This window comes from Sporosarcina sp. P1 (assembly GCF_002743155.1).
Taxonomy (GTDB): Bacteria; Bacillota; Bacilli; order Bacillales_A; family Planococcaceae; genus Sporosarcina; species Sporosarcina ureae_B.
The window spans coordinates 105,305-123,248 of sequence record NZ_PDYS01000002.1; the positions used below are offsets into that span (position 1 = coordinate 105,305).

The following is a 17,944-nucleotide window of genomic DNA, read 5'->3' on the forward strand; positions in this document are numbered from 1 at the left end:
AGTTGTCTGATAAACCGATGAGAAAGGAAAGTGTGGTATGAAATTAGATCCTCATAGTCCATTACCACTACACGTTCAACTTAAAGAAATAATCAAGAACTCTATCGAAGAAGGTCTTTATCAAGACAAGATCCCTAGTGAAAGAGAGCTAACAGAACAACATGATGTAAGTAGAGCTACAGTAAGAGAGGCTGTGTCCCAACTAGTTAGGGAAGGTATGCTGGAAAAGAAACATGGTAAAGGAACGTTCATATCGATAAAACCAATACATGACTGGCTAGGATCTTTAAGCAGTATGACTGAAACAATTAATCAAATGGGCATGAAGCCGGGGGCGAAGTTAATAGAGCATATGGTTGTGAAAACTCCAGAACCGGTTCGAAACTTTACAGATGAGGCTGAAATGTATGTAATCAAGCGCCTACGGTATGCTGATGAAACTCCATTAGCCATTGAAACTCATTATTATCCTGTGGATATAGGAAGAGAGTTGGCAGGGCTCGACATTGCTAATGGTGCAATTTATGATTTGCTAGAAAATGAACTCCATATTCAATTATCAGAAGCGGAACAGATTATAACGAGCAACACTTTGAATAGTGAAGATACAGAGTTATTAGGAATTAACCAATCAGATAATACTCTGCAAACGGAAAGGTTTTTGACGGATACGAAAGGTTCGTTGATTGAATACTATATCGCTAATTGTAAAGCTGATATGTATTCTTTTCACATTAAGCTATCAAGAGAAAGGTGAATTCATTTCACACCTCCGTATATTAGTAAATTAGTTGAATAACGGAAATCGCAAAAAAGACTTCTTTGAAATCATCTTTTGTAGATGAGCACAAATGAAGTTTCCTATATGGATATAAATGGGGGTCTGAACAAGGAAAGAGAACGAATCTATAGAATATTTCAATATATTATATTATTCGGAATATGTAGTGTACACAAATCTTTACTTATGCTAGTATATAAACAATTCTTAACTGGTACGGACAACATGATGAGTTGAGAATTATACTATTTGACGTTGAAAATAGATAAGCCATTCGTATTTTTTCACTACTAATTCGTTGGTTGATTTATTCGACACTCATTAAATTCACTTAAATGGGAAGGATGACAACATGATAAAAGCCGATTTAATTATTCACAATGGCACGGTTTTAACCCTTGATAAAGATAGCACTAAGGGGCGTTCGCTTACGAGTTATCAGGGACGTATAACGGGTATATGGGATGCAGAAAAACCACCTGAAGAGAAAATAATGCGGGCGGAAAAAGTAGAGGAAATAGACTTGAATGGTAAAACTATAATGCCGGGTTTTATAGACACTCATAATCATTTGCTGATGTATTCTCAGAATAAGGCCCAAGTAAACTGTTCATCGCCTTTACATAAAAGTATAAAAGATATACAAGCCAGCGTGACTAAAGAGTGCTCGGTTAAAGAAAAAGGAGAATGGATCTTAGGATATGGATATGACGATACCATGCTCGATGAAAAACGACATCCATCTAAAGAGGATTTAGACGCAATAAGTACAGTTCATCCGATTTTCATTCGACATATTTCAGGCCACTTAGCTGCGGCTAATACGGTTGCTTTAGAGCTTGCCGGGGTGAATAAGGATACACCAAAACCTGATGGCGGTTATTTTGGAAAGGATCAGAACGGTGAACTTACAGGAGTGCTATATGAACCTGGAGCTATGGATCTAGTATTTGACTTCGTGCCAATACCAAGTACTGAAGAAATAGTTGAACTGATAAGACAAGGAGCTCTTGATTATCTTGCGCAGGGTATTACAACCAATACAGATGCAGGAGTAGGTTTACATTTGCTTGAGAGAGAATTTGATGCTCATATACTGGCTGTTCAATCAAAGGCGAATCCTATGAAAATGCGTCTCATGATATTAAGTTATCTGTTGGAAAAAGGCGGAGTGTTTAGTGAATATACTGCTGTAGAACTTGATAAGGAAATCCGGAAAAAGACAAATGACCGTGCAAAGTTAGATAGTGCAAAGCTATTTCAAGATGGCTCAATCCAAGGGCTGACAGGTGCATTGCGGAAACCGTACTACTGCGATGATAAGCTGTATGGAGATTTAATATACACGCAGGAACAATTAAATGATTATGTGTTAGACTTCCATCAAAGAGGTTTTAGAATTGCTACACACGGTAATGGAGACCGTGCAATAAATTCCATTATAGAATCCTATGAAAGCGCTATCAATAATGGGGAACAGCGTGATCATCATCATCGTATAGAACATGTCCAAACAGCAACAGGAGAAGATTTGAAAAAGATGAAGTCGTTAAATATCGCAGCTTCATTCTTCATAAATCATATTTACTACTGGGGTGATCGCCACCGTGATATCTTCTTGGGACCAGAGCGGGCTAAGCGAATGAATGCATTACGCGATGCTAAGGATCTTGATATGCTTTATACACTTCATTCTGACTGTCCCATCACACCCATCTCCCCGTTATTCTCTATCTGGGTAGCTGTCAATCGCGTTACTCGAGACGGAAAAGTCTTAGGTGAAAATCAAAAGATAGATGTGGAATCTGCATTGAAATCAATGACGATTTATGGTGCTCAGCTGAATTTTGAAGAGGATGAGGTAGGTAGTATTGAAGTAGGGAAAGCAGCAGACTTTGTAGTATTGAACGAAAATCCTGTGGAAATTGATCCTATGAGAATAAAAGATATTATAGTAGAAATGACAATTATTGATGGTGAATTAGCTTATAAGAAGCCATGAAATAACAGATACCTATAGTGGACTTACTTGATAAATGGAGGAATGTAAATGGCTTGGTATGTAACTTATTCATCAGTATACTTCATAGCAATGTTTGCTATCGGTATTTATTACTTTACAAAGGTAAAAGATGCGGACTCCTACTTAATAGCAGGTTGGAATATGAAGTTTTGGAGTATAGTAGGCACAACAATCAGTACGAATGTGGGAGCAGCAGTTTTTATTGGTTGGGTAGGAATGGGTTTTACTGTAGGCATGTCCGGCTATTTTAAGTTTGCTTTACCAGCTTATCTGACGAGTATATTACTAATTTACGTTTTTAGTAAACCGCTTAGAAGACAGAGATTATATACGATGGCAGATTTGTTTGGCGAAAGGTTTGGTTCTAAAACAGGGATTATACCATCAGTATTATCTGCTTTTATTTATTCGGTTCCTGCTACAGCACTTCAAATTGTTGGAATGAGTACAGTATTTAGTATAGTTTTTCATATTGACGTGAAGGTAGGAATCTTCTTATCGTTTGCACTGATTCTTGGCTTTACAATACTCGGTGGTCTAGTAGCTGCTATCGTCACAGACGCATTACAAAGCTTTATCCTAGTAATTGGTTTGTTCATACTGGCATTTGCAGCACTAAAGTTTGGTGGCGGCATTTCAAGTGTGCTAGCCCAAACGCCGATAGAGTATTTATCTCCTGCTGGTCCCCATGGAATTGGAGAGGTGTTAATGTTTGCATTGACAGTAGCTCCATTCTACCTAATCTGGCAATCAACATGGCAACGGATTTTTGCATCGAAAAACGAAGAGGTTGCTATTCGAGCAGGAATAACGGGTTATGTTATAACATCTATTATTAGTATATTTCCTTTTGTAATCGGTGTAACAGCTCGTCAATTTGTGCCAGCGGATATTCATGCTGATTTAATATTTTCGTATGTAACTGTTGATTTATTACATCCGGCAATTGGAGGCATCGTAATTGTAGGTTTACTAGCTGCATTAATGACAGGTGCAGATTCATTTATACTTCAAGGCAGTTCCAATATTGCACAAGATTTGTATTTTCGTATGATTAATCCTAATGCCTCAGGTAAGCAAATGATGTTTGTTGCTCGTTTTAGTGTAGTAATAATTTCTGTTTTGGCATTAATTGTTTCTTACTTCATGACAGATATCATCAGTGTTTATCAGTGGGCATTAAGAATTTCCGCAACTACAATTGTCTTTCCATTTTTGGCAGTGATGTTCTGGAGAAGGACGACAGCACGGGGTATCGTTGCCAGTATGTTAGTAGCTGGTTTTGTCACTGTCATATGGCCATTTTTTAATACAGGACTCGATGAAGTAGTGCCTGGACTCTTGGCTTCTATAATGGGATTAGTTATTGTAAGTTTAATGACTAAACATTCATCGGAAGAGATCGTGAAAGCAGTATATTGGGAGGATCTTCCTTCCGCGTCTAGAAAAATAACCGGTGATGAAACTTTGGGAGCAGACAACGTAACAAACAGTTAACTATTCAACATACTTTCTTGTGCTTGTAAATTAAATTTAAATGGAACAATATATGATTATTATAATGCATAGACAATAAGGATGGAATTAGTGATCGCCAGAACACCCAAAGCGGGTAGTTCTGGCATTTTTATTTCTTCAATAGTAAATAGCAAAAGTATGGTGCGCCTATCAATGAAACGATAATACCCGCTGGAATACCACTCGGTTCCAAGATATTTCGTCCGATTGTGTCTGCTAACAACAGAAGAAAACTGCCGAGCAAGATCGCAATAGGTAAATTCATTCGATGGCGTGGACCGATTAGGGATTTGGCGATATGAGGCGCCATCAGACCGATGAACGCGATACCACCTGTAACCGACACAGCGGATGCAGCTAAAGCTACAGCGGTCAGCAATAGCACTAGACGCTCCCGTCCAAGCGACACACCAATTCCCGTCGCTACAGCTTCATTCAAACCAAGCATATCGAGCCGGTGTGCTTTAAATAGTGCGAACGGGATCAATATGAGCAACCAAGGTGCCAGTGCCCAAATATAAGGCCAATCAGTTCCCCAAATATTCCCGGCTATCCATCTTGAAATAAAATCGACTTTCTCTTGCTTGGCGGAAGAAGTCAATACGACCATCACACCTGATAGAGCCATTGAAAACCCAATACCCACTAGTACAAGGCGCATAGGCTGTAGTCCGTTTTTTCTACTGTAAGCAAAAAGGTAAATTAAAACCGAAGTGATGAGGGCTCCCCCAAATCCTACTAACGGTAATAAGTAAGTGAACGCGCCAGCCTCGATCGGTACAAATAAGAAAAATAGTGCAATTGCGACTCCAGCACCAGAATTTATCCCGATGATACCGGGATCAGCAAGGTCATTACGTGTGATTCCTTGTAAAATAGCACCTGACAAGGCAAGCGCGGCACCGGCCAACAACGTAATGATGATTCGTGGGAGGCGAATAGAAAACAGTACAAACTCTTCTTTGAAAGTGCCTTGACCAAGAAGAGTAGGGACTAGCCGGCTCCATTCAATAGAAGCAGATCCTAAGCCAAGTGCAAGAGTTGTCAGGAAGAGAATCAATACAATGAAGCATGCCAAAAGAATTCTTTGTTTTCTCCGTATATGTGGAAGTATCATGAGAATGCCTGACCACCTTTGCGTACGATTAAGAGAAAGAACGGTAATCCGATGATTGCAATTAATGCAGCAACAGGAGTTTCAAACGGTGCTTGTAATATTCGTCCAACCGTATCCGCTAGCAACATAAAAGTTGCGCCTAAAATAGCGGAAATGGGGATGATGAATCGATAATCTGTTCCGACGATTGCACGGACAATATGTGGAATCATTAAACCAACAAATGCTAGATTGCCCGCTAATGCCACAGCGGCTCCTGCTAATAAGATAATAACCATAAACAACAAGACTTTTATTTTCACTGTATTTTGTCCAAGTCCAATCGCTACTTCTTCATTCAGACTCAATAATGTCAACTGACGTGAAAGTACGAATGCGACGAAAATACCTATGATGATGACTGGCGCAATGGTCTGTAATTGTCCCCATGAAGTGCCGATCAATCCGCCAGCCGTCCACATTGCCACATCCTTTGAAATCTTAAAATACAAACCAACGCCCTGAGCGATAGCGAATAAAAATGTAGAGACGGCTGCGCCTGCCAAGACCAGCCGAATAGGTGCAAAGCCGCCTCGCCTCGCGGAAGCAATACCAAAGACGATCAGCGCACCAACAGCAGAGCCGATGAAGCAAGCTGTCATGATGCCGAAATAGTTAATAGTTGGAATCAATGCAAGCGCAATGGCTAATGCGGCATTTGCCCCGGCAGTCAGTCCAAGCAACCCCGGATCAGCCAATGGGTTTCGCGTCATGCCTTGCATGATCGCCCCTGATACGGCCAAAGCCGCACCTACAAATACAGCACCTATTTCACGCGGAAAGCGTATTTCTTTCAGGATTAGAATAGAATCCTCTTGGTTTGACGTGAATGAAAGGTAGACATCTTGCCATGAAGTGTGAGCGGCACCAAGCTTCATGGCGAATAGGAAACTGATTAGTAAAAGTATCATGCTAGCAAATAATTTAAAACTAAATGGTATAGCTTTTTTAACGGGTTTATCCATTTTATTCATCCGCTCCTTTCTTGTCATAACAAAATGGGTTCTTCAATGAAGAACCCATTTTGTTTGATTACTTAGTTCCTAAAAAGCTTTTGATGAAGAAATCAAGCTGATTATCAAGTGTATAGGCATCATTGAAAGAGAATTCTGCTGTGTTTACCTGGTAGACTTGATCATTTTTGACGGCAGGAATATTCTTGTATGTTTCCGTTTCCAAGAATGAATTATCTCCTGTATCACTTTTACTCAAGATGACATAGTCCCCGGCAAATTCAGGCAAAACTTCTGCAGAAAGAGCATAATATCCGTCTTTCTCAGTCATTTCCTTTACTTTTTCAGGCATAGCCAGTTTCATTTCCTGGTAGAGGATTTCCGTTCCTCTTCCCCAGTTATCGCCGAAGACGTAAATTTGTTTGTCAAACTCTTCGATGACGGAAACTGTCGTATCTTCTCCAATTTTGGCTTTAATGTCTTTTCCTGCCTGCTGCGCACGTGCCTTAAATGCATCTACCCATTCTGTCGCTTCTTTTTCCTTATTCAATAACTTACCGATTTCGATTTGCTGTGTTAAATAATCTACTTTTCCGTATGTATACGTAACAGTAGGGGCAATTTCTTTTAGTTTATCAATGTTCTTAATAGTGTTAAGTCCAATAATTAAATCCGGCTCCAGTTCAATAATCTTTTCAATGTTTTCGTCCGACACTTCTTCTACATCTTTCAAAAATGAATCAAAGCTTGGATTATCTTTTGACCAAGACTCAGCTCCCACCAAATTCACGCCAAATTCATGTACAGTACCGGCAAAACTAGATAACACTACAACCCGTTGTGGATCTGCGGGAACCTCCACTGGACCTTCTTCTGATTCATAAGTAATCGTGTCGCTTGCTCCTTGTTCTTTTGCAGGTGTATCTTCTTTCGCAGGTTCTTCCTGTTTATTGCCGCAAGCTGCTAACGCAAGTACGAAAAGCAGAAGAGCAGGTAATAGAATTTTCTTCAACAGTTATTCGTCTCCTTTTAATAGATCATATGTGATACATAACGGTTTGCCCGTTCTTGGATCCGTTCCAATTTCGGCATCAATTCGAAATACTTCTCGCAGTATATCTGGCCGTATTACGTCCTCGCACACGCCTGCGCATACAATGTCTCCATCTTTCATGGCAATGATAAAATCGGCAAAACGTGCTGCTTGATTCAAATCATGAAGGACCATGACAATGGTGCGTTGCTGCTCTTCATTAAGCCTTTGCAATAGCTCTAGCACTTCTAGTTGATGTGCCATATCTAAATAGGTAGTCGGCTCATCTAGGAAGATGATATCTGTTTCCTGGGCAAGTGCCATCGCGATCCAAACACGCTGGCGTTGACCACCGGATAATGCATCGACTTGACGGTATTTGAAATCAGTCGTATTGGTGACTTCAAGCGCCCAATTGATAACATCCATATCACGCGCTGTCAAACGTCCCAGTGCATTCTGGTAAGGAAATCTACCGTAGGATACCAATTCACCAACTGTTAAACCGCTGGCAGCTTCTTGTGTCTGAGGAAGAATAGCCATCTTTTGCGCGAGCTGCTTCGTCTTTTGTTTAACAATATTTTCGCCATCTATTATCACTTCTCCTGACTGATGCGGAATTAAGCGCGTGACGGCTTTTAGAAAAGTTGATTTGCCACATCCGTTTGCTCCGATAATGGCAGTTACTTTCTTGTCAGGTATTTGAACCGATAACCCTTTAACAATCAGGTGATCATCGTATGAAACGTGTAGATTTTCTGCATACAAGCGAGCCATTTCGTGAAATCAAACCTTTCCTACTAAGTAATCATTGATAATGATTATCAATATCGTTACAATGAAAACTATAAATTGAAATGCAAGTGATGTCAATAATTATTTACAAGGGAGAAGATGGAATGAAACAAGATCAGCTACTGGACGTAACGATTATCGGCGGCGGACCTGCGGGGTTATATGCTGCTTTTTATAGTGGATTGCGTGAAATGAAGACGAAAATCATTGAATACCAGCAGCAACTTGGTGGAAAGATCCATGTCTACCCAGAAAAAATGATTTGGGATATTGGCGGTATGACACCGGCACCAGGAGCGCAGGTAATTGAACGGCTTGTGGCCCAAGGGTTAACTTTTGATCCGGAAGTCGTGCTCAATGAGAAAATAGTGAAGATCGAAAAGATAGCAGACAAGCATTTTGCATTACATGGCTCATCCGGTACTGTTCATTACAGCAAAACCGTAATAGTAGCAACTGGTACAGGTATTTTGAATCCACAGAAGATTGAAGTGGAAGGCGCAGAACGCTTTGAAGTGTCGAATTTGAACTATACGGTAAAATCTTTAAGACGTTTCAAAGGAAAGACCGTCCTGATTTCAGGCGGTGGGAACGCGGCAATTGACTGGGCCAATGAACTGCAACCGATCGCTAAGAAAGTGTACCTAACTTATCGTAAAGAGAATTTAAACGGCCATGAAGCGCAAGTGCGACAACTCTTTGAGAGTGGTGTGGTCTGTCACTTTAATACGAATATATCTCGATTCATTGCGTCTGCGGATCATAGTTCAATTGAGAAAGTGGAGCTACGAGACAATGAAGAAGAAACAGTTACCACGATAGCCGTAGATGAAGTCATCATTAATCACGGTTACGAGCGTGATACTTCGTTAATTGGCGACCAGCAACTAGGTGTTGAACTAACGGAACATAAACAGATTGCCGGAACGTGCACGAGTGCTACGTCTATAGAGGGGATGTATGCGGCAGGGGATGTACTGAGCCACACAGGCAAACTACATTTAATAGCAGGGGCATTTCAGGATGCAGCGAATGCTGTGAACTGCGCCAAACTCTATATTGATCCCGAAGCAAATGAAAATGGTATGGTATCTTCTCACAATGAACTCTTCAAGGAACGAAATCGTGAATTGGTCAAACAGCTCATATAAACAAAAAAAGAACTGACGGACGATATGTAACTATCGTAGTGTCAGTTCTTTTATTTAGATATTCTTGAGCTTCTCTAGCCGTTTCATCAGCATGTCTTGCCACTCTTTAGCCAGTGCATCGACTTCTAAAATTCGCTTCAATCCTTCCACATCTTTAGGGCGCTGAAAATACACTTCATTTGCATAGAGGATGGAAACTTCGTTTGGATCTTGTTGAAGCAAAGTAATTGCAGAATCTGAACGAACAATTCCTTCTTTCACGACACGGCATAAATAGCCTGTGAATCCAGTGTTGACCATCTCTTTCATCAGATTAGGCAAGCCAGTACGCTTACTAATTGTGCTGCAAGGAACCCGACCTTGCGTTACTTGAATAATGGCTTCACCTACCTGGAAAATGTCTCCGATGCATATGTCTTCCTCTAGCATCCCGTCCACTGTGAGGTTTTCTCCGAAAGTAGAAGAGGGCAATATGCAGGAGAACTCTTTTTCCCAGAAAGTGTAATGCTCCCCCGGATAGATACAGACTGCGCGATCAGGTCCACCATGATGTTTCGTATCAGCAATCCCATCACCTTGAAAACCTTCTTTAGAAAGATAGACTTCCGCAGATGTTTGTTTACATATAGCGCTGACAAATTCTTTTCCACTCATTGTCTGCAAAGTACGTGGCAACCCGATTGCCAACGTTCGTAATGTTGGAGAAATGTTCAATAAGTTCCCTTCTTTCCGCATATTCATATATACAGTATACAATACATACGGTTTGCAGGAAGGATACTATCATTTCAAAACGCCACTACAATTAACCAAAAAATATGAATGAACAACACAGCAATATAAAGAAATAAGGCAGTCGTCAAGGTAATGCGCACGACGACTCCCGACGATCGAATGGTTAGCAGATATAAAAGCAGTAGCGGCAAACCTAATTTGACGGCATAAAACAAAAAAATGCTTGTTTCATACATAAATGCGACAAACAGATTAGCTTCCTCTATGTGGCCGGTTCGCAAACCGTAATCAGTGAATAGGGCGTCTAATAAACAAAGGCAAGCTAATAGAAAGCCCACATTCAATAATCTGTTTTGTTGAATAGGAAAATCCTTTACTGTATTCATCTTATTCACTCCTAACATACAGTGTAAGTAGATAGGATGTGTATAAGATGATCTATTTATTCATTTAAATCATTATTTGACAACATATTTTTTGAGCATTATACTTTAATCATTAAAGTATTTGGCGATTAAATTATATATTGGAGGTATGGCCAGTGGCAGATGAAAAAGAGTTGTTTTCCCGTTTCGAGGAATTGTTTTGGCAAGTGACACGGAATATGGGGCAGATCTGGAAGAAGATTTTTGACGAGCATTTTCCTGGTTCGCAGTCACATTTGGTTTTTATATTGGAACGACGCGGCTTGATGCGTATGTCGGAACTCGCTGATGCGTTGCAATTGACGGCTGGAGCGGTGACAAGTGCTTCCGACAAATTAATAGAAGGTGGTTATATTGAGAGATTAAGGGATGAGAAAGATCGGCGAGTTGTGTATTTGAAAATAACAGACAAAGGCAGAGAGACTATGTCGGAATTACGGAAGCAAGGTCGACAAACGATGAAGAGCGTATTTGCGCATTTAACAGAAGAAGAGTTACAACAATTCATTGATACGTTCGAAGAAGCATCCAGTGTCATCACTACGATTAGAGAGGAAAACAATATATGAACGATTTGAATGATAAACAGAAAGTAACCATCATGATTGCGATTATGACGGCAATGTTTTTCTCTGCGATCAATCAAACGATAATCGGTGTTGCGATGCCACGAATCATTGCGACACTTGGTGGTTTGGACTATTATACATGGGTGATAACGATTTACTTACTGACGATGGCGGTAGCTACTATATTGGTAGGGAAACTGTCTGATATTTATGGACGAAAACCGTTTCTGCTTGGCGGTATCGGGATCTTCGTAATAGGCGCATTTTTATCTGGTCTATCCGCTGATATTTTCCAACTAATCGTGTACCGTGGGATTACGGGAGTTGGCGCGGGTATGATCATGTCTACCGCGTTTACTGCGGTCGGTGATTTATATTTACCACGTGAAAGGGCAAAGTGGACTGGTTTAATGAGTGGTATTTTTGGCATTTCAAGTGTCTTAGGCCCATTGATGGGCGGGTATATTGTAGATAATCTTGACTGGCACTGGGTATTCTGGGTGTTCTTGCCGCTTGGAATTATTGCGTTTGCAATGATCTTCAAGCTATTCCCGAAAGTTCCGCGTCGTGAAGGGGAATCTATCGATTACTTTGGCTCATTCTTCCTAACGGTCACGATTGTTGCTTTGTTAATGTCATTCAGTTTAGCGGGGGAAGGAGCAGGGAAATTTGCTTGGTCTTCCTGGCAGATTCTCTGTTTATTCGCATTGACTGTGGTGGCATTGATTGCCTTCATAATTACAGAGACAAAAGTGAAGACACCTGTACTTCCATTGTCATTGTTTAAAAATGATATCGTAACGATTTCGAATCTCGCTGGATTCCTTCTTGGAATGGGCATGATGGGTGTCATGATTTATACACCATTCTTCATTCAAGGAGTAAAAGGGATTTCACCAAGCGGTTCAGGGCTCATTATGATGCCGATGTCGATTTTCATGGTATTTGCTACCACCTTTGCGGGAGCCTATATGACCAAGGCTGGTAAATATAAAGGACTGGCGATTATCGGCTTAAGCGTTACGACAGTGGGGATCTTTTTACTGTCGACGATCACGATTACTACGCCAGTGTATGTGATGATTGTGTATCTATGTATTATTGGCATTGGACTTGGAGCAAGTATGCCCGTTTTCTCATTAACGGTACAAAACGCTGTCAGCTTACGACAGCTCGGCGTCGCATCCGCGTCTTCCCAACTGTTCCGTTCACTCGGCAATACGATGGGTATCGGGATTTTAGGAGCTATCATGAGTTCACGAATGGCCTCCGGGATAAAAGAGATGCTCGCTGAAGAAGGCAGTGTGGTCGATACGTCAAAAATACCGCCTGAACAAGCGCAGCAACTAGGGCAGTTAATGAATCCGGAAATTTTGATGAATCAACCAAAACTAGAAGCAATTCAAAATGGTTTGCCGGTAGAATTGCAAAGTGTGGCGGCAGACATGATCGCTTCGGTCAAGGATGTATTCAGTGATGCATTGACAACAACGTTCTTTGCCGGTGCAGGCATTATGATAGTAGCAGTCATTGTCACGATCTTCCTGCGCGCGATTCCATTAGTTTCCTCCAAGGATACAAAGCCGCTGACTTCTAAAAAAGAAGAAGAAACTTTGCATACATTACAGTAATAACATATGTATGGTTAGTAGGTGCTTTACCATGACTCAAACCTATTGAATCAATCTACAGGAGAAAAAACACATGGGAATTCCTCGGGGACCGTGTCGGGTGTCATGACAATTCACTTGTCGATTCCTGAATCAATTGAGCTCGATATACCTGAGCTGAATGATGAGCAAAACTACTATATAGATGTACTCGAATAAAAAAACTGAAGCATAATCACCACACTAACTAGTGTGGTGATTGACTTCAGTCTTTCTCTTTAACCGCGTTCTACAGGCATCGAGCAACATCTGAACGAACCGCCTGATTTAATGATTTCAGAAAAGTCGACCTCAATGACTTTAAAACCGTGTGCACGCAAGTCTTTATTCACTTTTTCATTTTGAGGCAAGCTGAATACTTTATTGTTGCCTATTGAAAGTACATTCGTACCAAGTGAGAACTGTTCATCCTCGGCTACTTCAATAAGCTCATAGGAAGCAGCAAACAGATCGATTGTTTGCTGATCAAAAGCGGCAGGGAAGTAGAGTGCTTTCTTGGATGACAGAAGATTGAATACGCAATCCAAATGTAAATAGCGCCCATCGAACGGAATTCGCTTAATGTTATGATCAGGCAATTTTTCTTCGAGTTTACTGACCGCTTCCACGGATGTACGGCTGCTGATACCGATATAGATCGTATCACGGTCGACGATAATGTCGCCACCTTCCATTCGATCGGTGGCGGACTGATAGGGAATATCTTGCGCAACCAGCCATTCTTTGAGTGTGATTTCTTCACCTTTTCGAATATTTGCAGCTAAGTCGGCAATGAATACATCATTGCCGATCGTGAATCCGATATCTCGTGTAAAAACTTGTTCAGGGTATTTTTCAGAAGTAGGGAGCGTGATGACTTCCACTCCATTTTCTTTCAAGAGCTTTTCAAATTCTGCGTGCTGACTCATTGCACGTTGTATATCGATATTTTCATCTTCATACTTTTTCTGTACTTCGTTAATGACTTCATCGATCGCCATAAATTCTGGCGGGCATAAAATGACTCGGCGTAACGTATCGTATTCCGTTATACATTTTATAGAATCAGTTTTTTGTATATTAGCTGTCAATGGCAGCGCGCCTCCCATTTTTGTAAGTACTTTATATTATTCCCGTTTGTGAAGTTTTATAAACGTATTCTACATGGGAGCTGATTTCTTCGAATTAATGGAAGAGAAACGGTAAGATTAACTTAGTATGAAATAGAAGGGGAGGATAATATGAAAGCGATTGTTAAACAGAGTGCAAAAACAAATGACATTGCTTTATTGGAAGTCCCTGTTCCGGAAATAAATAATGATGAGCTTCTGATTGAAGTTCGGGCAATAGGTGTAGGAATACATGATGAATACTTTCTGCCACAGAATATTTCTTATCCGTACACAATTGGAATCGAAGCCGCCGGAGTGGTACAAGAAGTAGGAAGTTCTGTTTCGTCCTATGAAAAAGGCGACCGGATTGCGTTTATCAGCATGCTGCAGCCAAAAGGCGGAACGTGGGCAGAATACGTAGCGGTCCATAAAGATTCTCTCAGCTTCCGTATCCCTGAAAATATGACGTTTGAGCAAGCAGCGGCTATTCCGGTAGCTGGCAATACGGCATTAAAAGCAATTGAGCCACTGCCACTTCGGCCTGGGAATTCTATATTCATTGCTGGTGCGTCCGGTGCGATTGGTACATTTTTGATTCAATTAGCAAAAGAAAAGGGATATGTAGTGGCAAGTTCAGCTTCGAAAAGGAATCATCAGTATATGAAGGAGCTGGGTGCCGACTTTACAGTAGATTATCGCGATGCAAATTGGCAACAGCAGATTACTGACTGGATGCCTGGAGGCGTGGACGCAGCCATTGCAGTACAGCCAAAAACGACGACAGACAGTATGAAGGTAGTGAAAGACGGTGGACATGTCACCAGTATTTCGGGTGATCAAGTACCTTCTGAGCGCGGAGTGTCAGTAGAAATAGTATCGCATCAATTGGATATACGTAATGAACTGAGCCGAATGGTGAAGCACATTGCAGATAATGATATGAAACTGGTCATAGAGGAAGTCTATCCTTTTGCTGAAGGGTTTGAAGCTTTAAAAAAGACACAGACGAGACATGCCAGGGGGAAATTAGTATTATCGATGAATAAGTGAGACAAATATTTACAAGACAGTCGCCAAGTGCGGCTGTCTTTTTATGTGCAAAAAGCATGTTTCGAAAACGCTTACAAAATTTGCATTGACAAGCAATTCAGGAAACGCTTACTATAAGTTAAACGACAGTATAGCGACAGTTTAGAATTATCTGGAGATTGGTGGGGGAAATCATGGAAACACAGAGACAGAAAAAGGATATAAGTTTTTGGTGGGCGATCCTGCCACTAGTATTAATGATTATGGTTATGATTGTAACGGTGGTAAAACTAGAGCAAGGTCCGCATATGCCGTTAATAGTAGGTACTTCCATTGCAGCTCTTGTCGCTTGGCGTCATGGTTTCTCTTGGAAAGAGATCGAAGAAATGATGTACAAGGGAATTCGCTTAGCACTTCCTGCAGTAATCATTATTATGCTCGTTGGATTAGTGATTGGCTCATGGATGGGCGGTGGAATTGTCGCTACGATGATATTTTATGGATTGAAAATCATTACACCCTCTTGGTTCCTTGTTGCGATTGCGTTAATTTGTGCTATCGTTTCCTTAGCGATCGGTAGTTCATGGTCCACAATGGCAACAATCGGTGTAGCAGGTATGGGTATCGGCTTAAGTATGGGAATTCCTGCTGGTATGGTAGCGGGGGCTGTAATTTCTGGCGCGTACTTTGGAGATAAGATGTCACCACTATCGGACACAACCAACTTAGCCGCAGGTCTTACAGGAACGGATTTGTTCGATCATATTAAACATATGTTGTATACGACGATTCCTGGATTAGTTATAGCTTTGGCTGTGTTTACATTCTTGGGAAGAAAATTTGGATCGGGTGAAGCTGAATTGACGTCGATTGCAAAAACGTCCCAAGTCATGCAAGAGAACTTCGTTATATCGCCCTGGCTATTGCTAGTTCCATTGGTAGTCATCGTAATGGTCGCAATGAAGATTCCTGCAGTACCGGCATTGATTATTGGAATTGTTTTAGGTTTTTTAGCGCAAGTAACTATTCAATCGGGGACTTTTGCAGATGCGCTCGGTGCTCTGCAAAGTGGTTTCGCAATCGAGACAGGCAACCAGCTAGTTGATAAACTATTTAATGGCGGTGGCTTAGATAGTATGATGTATACCGTCTCTATGACTATTGTGGCCATGACCTTCGGTGGTATTCTTGAGTATTCAGGTATGTTACGGGCAATTATGATGCAATTGCTGAAAGTGGTAAAGTCGACGTCTACATTAATTATTTCAACGATTGGTGCATGTGTCATGACCAATGCCACTTGTTCTGAACAATACGTTTCGATTGTTGTACCTTCCAGAATGTTTAGTAAGACATATAAAGATATGGGATTGAGCTCGAAGAACCTGTCGCGTGCACTGGAAGACGGTGGGACACTTACATCCGTATTTATTCCTTGGAATACTTGTGGTGTGTTTATATTTGGTACGCTCGGTGTCAGTGTAGTAGAATACGGCCCATACGCTATATTGAATTTCGCTGTACCTCTGATTTCGATTATCTATGCTTTAACCGGTTTTTCTATTGTCAAAATGACATCTGAAGAAATTGTGGAAATGAATGAGCAAGAAGCGAAGTTGGAACTTGAGGCGCAACTTGAATAATTAAAAAAGCAAAGCCGAGTTATTAACGGCTTTGCTTTTTTAATAAATCGTAAGCTTCATTTTGTACAATGCGCGTGGTCTTCCTTGGCTGTAAGTCATTTCTTCGCCAACCGTATAGATGAATTGTTGTTCCATTAGCTTTTTAATTGTCCGTTCAGCAGTTCTTCTGGAGACGGCTAAATACCCTGCCAAGTCATTAGCGGTGAACGGGGCAGATTGTCTGAATTCATCAAACTGCGTTAGCTTGGAAATGACTGCAGGGCTCAATGTAGTCTTTTCACTGATCGTAAGCAAATCTGGGTTGTCCAACTTCATGGCAACTGACGGCTTTGTTGCAGGCAAAGGACCGTGTAGGTTCTTATGTTCATCTAGCATAAAGACTCCTTTGTTGACCGCTTGTTTGCAGAGTTGCAGTGCACTGATCGCATTGTCACTTGCTTCTACCGTTGTTAGTCCTAATCCAAAAGACAACGTGGATGCAGGTTGAAGCGATTCACAGAACTGGACGAAGGCTTTTAACGCGAAAATAAATTCGATGGTGCCTAGGGTAGTGTAGAAAAAGAAGCTGTCCTCTTTTTCTATCCATTGCGCCTGCAAGTAGTTTGCCAGTTTTTCTATGGCGTCCTGAGGAAGTTTCTTAGGTTGATGAACTTGTAGTACTCCAACAGCGACCTTAGTTGCTTCGCTTCTTGCAAAATCTGCTTGTTGGACTGCATGTTCTAGTGCACGTAAAATATTGCTTGCAGGATCGAGCATTCGAAATGATGGGATGCCTGCCGCTTGTAATTGATCGTATACGGCATGCACACTAGTTACTGCCATTTTTGACTTTCCGCTTGTAACATGCTCAATATGAAAATTCACAACCGCTTGTAAATCACTGTTGGATTGTAGTTCATGTATAGCAGGCTTTTGTATGGAAGAGAAAGGATCGATATCTTGTAGGATCTGTTCGATATGTTTTCGTTCTTTTATATCTATAGAAATATCATGAATTGCCATATTTTTTTCTGAAGCAAGGTATAATAAAGTGACAGCGATTGTATGTTCATTTTGTTGGATATAAAATGCTGGAATTGAGATGGTCTGAAGAACTTGTTTGGACGCCTCGTAAGGCAAGGAGCCAGAGAACAAAATGGCGTGACAAGGTTTCATTGTCTGTAGTAGATAGGGAGCATCAGACGGCCTGTCGTATCGATAGTAATCAATTCGTATAGTATGGGGCAACATAATACTCTCTGCTTGCCGACAAAATTCTTGTGAGCCGATCAATGCAATGGTAACCTTCATAATGGGACCCCCTCTTTTCATTAACGACTATTTAACGACAATCATACAATACAGATGAAATGCTGCCAATAGGAAAGGAAGA

17 protein-coding genes are annotated in these 17,944 nt (G+C 41.0%); 9 read left to right on the top strand and 8 right to left on the bottom strand.

The genetic code is table 11. The features are described 5' to 3' along the window. The first annotated feature begins 37 nt into the window (after positions 1–37). The 3 genes from CSV73_RS03375 to CSV73_RS03385 all read left to right on the top strand — a co-directional run bounded on the left by CSV73_RS03375 (position 38) and on the right by CSV73_RS03385 (position 4,301). A complete protein-coding gene (locus CSV73_RS03375; RefSeq protein WP_085132176.1) occupies positions 38–757 on the top strand; it encodes a GntR family transcriptional regulator in 720 nt (239 codons plus the stop codon). A 376-nt stretch (positions 758–1,133) separates the two neighbouring features. Then, on the top strand, positions 1,134–2,783 hold the full coding sequence (locus tag CSV73_RS03380) for an amidohydrolase (protein ID WP_099626655.1): 1,650 nt from the start codon (positions 1,134–1,136) through the stop codon (positions 2,781–2,783). 48 nt (positions 2,784–2,831) lie between these two features. Beyond that, the gene (locus CSV73_RS03385) at positions 2,832–4,301 is read left to right on the top strand and encodes a sodium:solute symporter family protein (RefSeq protein WP_085132174.1); all 1,470 of its coding nucleotides are present in this window, start codon (positions 2,832–2,834) and stop codon (positions 4,299–4,301) included. Positions 4,302–4,431: 130 nt separating this feature from the next. On the opposite strand, the gene CSV73_RS03390 is transcribed toward CSV73_RS03385, so the two are convergent. The 4 genes from CSV73_RS03390 to CSV73_RS03405 all read right to left on the bottom strand — a co-directional run bounded on the left by CSV73_RS03390 (position 4,432) and on the right by CSV73_RS03405 (position 8,241). Then, the gene (locus tag CSV73_RS03390) at positions 4,432–5,439 is read right to left on the bottom strand and encodes a FecCD family ABC transporter permease (protein ID WP_085132173.1); all 1,008 of its coding nucleotides are present in this window, start codon (positions 5,437–5,439) and stop codon (positions 4,432–4,434) included. Beyond that, a complete protein-coding gene (locus CSV73_RS03395) occupies positions 5,436–6,443 on the bottom strand; it encodes a FecCD family ABC transporter permease (RefSeq protein WP_085132172.1) in 1,008 nt (335 codons plus the stop codon). The genes CSV73_RS03390 and CSV73_RS03395 overlap by 4 nt, the downstream gene beginning before the upstream one ends. 67 nt (positions 6,444–6,510) lie before the next feature. Then, positions 6,511–7,443 (bottom strand): iron-hydroxamate ABC transporter substrate-binding protein, encoded by a 933-nt coding sequence (locus CSV73_RS03400; RefSeq protein ID WP_099626656.1) that lies wholly within the window; start codon positions 7,441–7,443, stop codon positions 6,511–6,513. A gap of 3 nt (positions 7,444–7,446) precedes the next feature. Continuing rightward, entirely contained in the window at positions 7,447–8,241 is a 795-nt protein-coding gene (locus CSV73_RS03405; protein ID WP_085132170.1) for an ABC transporter ATP-binding protein, read from the bottom strand. Between the two features lie 122 nt (positions 8,242–8,363). Here CSV73_RS03405 and CSV73_RS03410 point away from each other — a divergent pair, with 122 nt between their 5' ends. Then, positions 8,364–9,410 carry an NAD(P)/FAD-dependent oxidoreductase gene (locus CSV73_RS03410; protein WP_085132169.1) on the top strand — a complete coding sequence of 349 codons (1,047 nt, stop codon included), beginning with the start codon at positions 8,364–8,366 and terminating at the stop codon, positions 9,408–9,410. Between the two features lie 54 nt (positions 9,411–9,464). Here the strand turns inward: CSV73_RS03410 and CSV73_RS03415 are convergent, their stop codons facing one another. Beyond that, positions 9,465–10,145 (bottom strand): MOSC domain-containing protein, encoded by a 681-nt coding sequence (locus CSV73_RS03415; RefSeq protein WP_085133599.1) that lies wholly within the window; start codon positions 10,143–10,145, stop codon positions 9,465–9,467. 53 nt (positions 10,146–10,198) lie between these two features. Continuing rightward, on the bottom strand, positions 10,199–10,531 hold the full coding sequence (locus CSV73_RS03420; RefSeq protein WP_085132168.1) for a DUF5658 family protein: 333 nt from the start codon (positions 10,529–10,531) through the stop codon (positions 10,199–10,201). A 155-nt stretch (positions 10,532–10,686) separates the two neighbouring features. Between CSV73_RS03420 and CSV73_RS03425 the strand changes: the two genes are divergently transcribed. From CSV73_RS03425 to CSV73_RS16420, 3 genes are read left to right on the top strand one after another with little or no spacing between them, the layout of a single operon-like run. Continuing rightward, the gene (locus tag CSV73_RS03425) at positions 10,687–11,139 is read left to right on the top strand and encodes a MarR family winged helix-turn-helix transcriptional regulator (protein ID WP_233202833.1); all 453 of its coding nucleotides are present in this window, start codon (positions 10,687–10,689) and stop codon (positions 11,137–11,139) included. Beyond that, positions 11,136–12,770: an MDR family MFS transporter gene (locus tag CSV73_RS03430; protein ID WP_099626657.1), complete on the top strand. Its 1,635-nt coding sequence runs from the start codon at positions 11,136–11,138 to the stop codon at positions 12,768–12,770. The genes CSV73_RS03425 and CSV73_RS03430 overlap by 4 nt, the downstream gene beginning before the upstream one ends. 45 nt (positions 12,771–12,815) lie before the next feature. Then, complete coding sequence (locus CSV73_RS16420; protein WP_158232275.1) at positions 12,816–12,968, top strand: hypothetical protein; 153 nt, start codon at positions 12,816–12,818, stop codon at positions 12,966–12,968. A 59-nt stretch (positions 12,969–13,027) separates the two neighbouring features. Here the strand turns inward: CSV73_RS16420 and CSV73_RS03435 are convergent, their stop codons facing one another. Next, positions 13,028–13,879, bottom strand: a complete 852-nt coding sequence (locus CSV73_RS03435) for a dimethylarginine dimethylaminohydrolase family protein (RefSeq protein ID WP_369802566.1) — start codon at positions 13,877–13,879, stop codon at positions 13,028–13,030. A gap of 150 nt (positions 13,880–14,029) precedes the next feature. Between CSV73_RS03435 and CSV73_RS03440 the strand changes: the two genes are divergently transcribed. Together CSV73_RS03440 and nhaC are read left to right on the top strand one after the other, a co-directional pair. Beyond that, positions 14,030–14,950, top strand: a complete 921-nt coding sequence (locus CSV73_RS03440; RefSeq protein ID WP_099626659.1) for an NADP-dependent oxidoreductase — start codon at positions 14,030–14,032, stop codon at positions 14,948–14,950. A 173-nt stretch (positions 14,951–15,123) separates the two neighbouring features. Beyond that, on the top strand, positions 15,124–16,572 hold the full coding sequence (gene nhaC, locus CSV73_RS03445) for a Na+/H+ antiporter NhaC (protein WP_085132163.1): 1,449 nt from the start codon (positions 15,124–15,126) through the stop codon (positions 16,570–16,572). Between the two features lie 39 nt (positions 16,573–16,611). Here the strand turns inward: nhaC and CSV73_RS03450 are convergent, their stop codons facing one another. Then, entirely contained in the window at positions 16,612–17,862 is a 1,251-nt protein-coding gene (locus tag CSV73_RS03450; RefSeq protein WP_099626660.1) for an HTH domain-containing protein, read from the bottom strand. Positions 17,863–17,944 lie beyond the last annotated feature (82 nt).

What these genes read in the sequence shown, in the direction of transcription:
- CSV73_RS03420 (WP_085132168.1), bottom strand. Translation starts at nt 10,531, where the DNA reads ATGAATACAGTAAAGGATTTTCCTATTCAACAAAACAGATTATTGAAT.
- nhaC (WP_085132163.1), top strand. Translation starts at nt 15,124, where the DNA reads ATGGAAACACAGAGACAGAAAAAGGATATAAGTTTTTGGTGGGCGATC.
- CSV73_RS03385 (WP_085132174.1), top strand. Translation starts at nt 2,832, where the DNA reads ATGGCTTGGTATGTAACTTATTCATCAGTATACTTCATAGCAATGTTT.
- CSV73_RS03450 (WP_099626660.1), bottom strand. Translation starts at nt 17,862, where the DNA reads ATGAAGGTTACCATTGCATTGATCGGCTCACAAGAATTTTGTCGGCAA.
- CSV73_RS03375 (WP_085132176.1), top strand. Translation starts at nt 38, where the DNA reads ATGAAATTAGATCCTCATAGTCCATTACCACTACACGTTCAACTTAAA.
- CSV73_RS03440 (WP_099626659.1), top strand. Translation starts at nt 14,030, where the DNA reads ATGAAAGCGATTGTTAAACAGAGTGCAAAAACAAATGACATTGCTTTA.
- CSV73_RS03395 (WP_085132172.1), bottom strand. Translation starts at nt 6,443, where the DNA reads ATGGATAAACCCGTTAAAAAAGCTATACCATTTAGTTTTAAATTATTT.
- CSV73_RS03410 (WP_085132169.1), top strand. Translation starts at nt 8,364, where the DNA reads ATGAAACAAGATCAGCTACTGGACGTAACGATTATCGGCGGCGGACCT.
- CSV73_RS03405 (WP_085132170.1), bottom strand. Translation starts at nt 8,241, where the DNA reads ATGGCTCGCTTGTATGCAGAAAATCTACACGTTTCATACGATGATCAC.
- CSV73_RS03390 (WP_085132173.1), bottom strand. Translation starts at nt 5,439, where the DNA reads ATGATACTTCCACATATACGGAGAAAACAAAGAATTCTTTTGGCATGC.
- CSV73_RS03380 (WP_099626655.1), top strand. Translation starts at nt 1,134, where the DNA reads ATGATAAAAGCCGATTTAATTATTCACAATGGCACGGTTTTAACCCTT.
- CSV73_RS03430 (WP_099626657.1), top strand. Translation starts at nt 11,136, where the DNA reads ATGAACGATTTGAATGATAAACAGAAAGTAACCATCATGATTGCGATT.
- CSV73_RS03415 (WP_085133599.1), bottom strand. Translation starts at nt 10,145, where the DNA reads ATGCGGAAAGAAGGGAACTTATTGAACATTTCTCCAACATTACGAACG.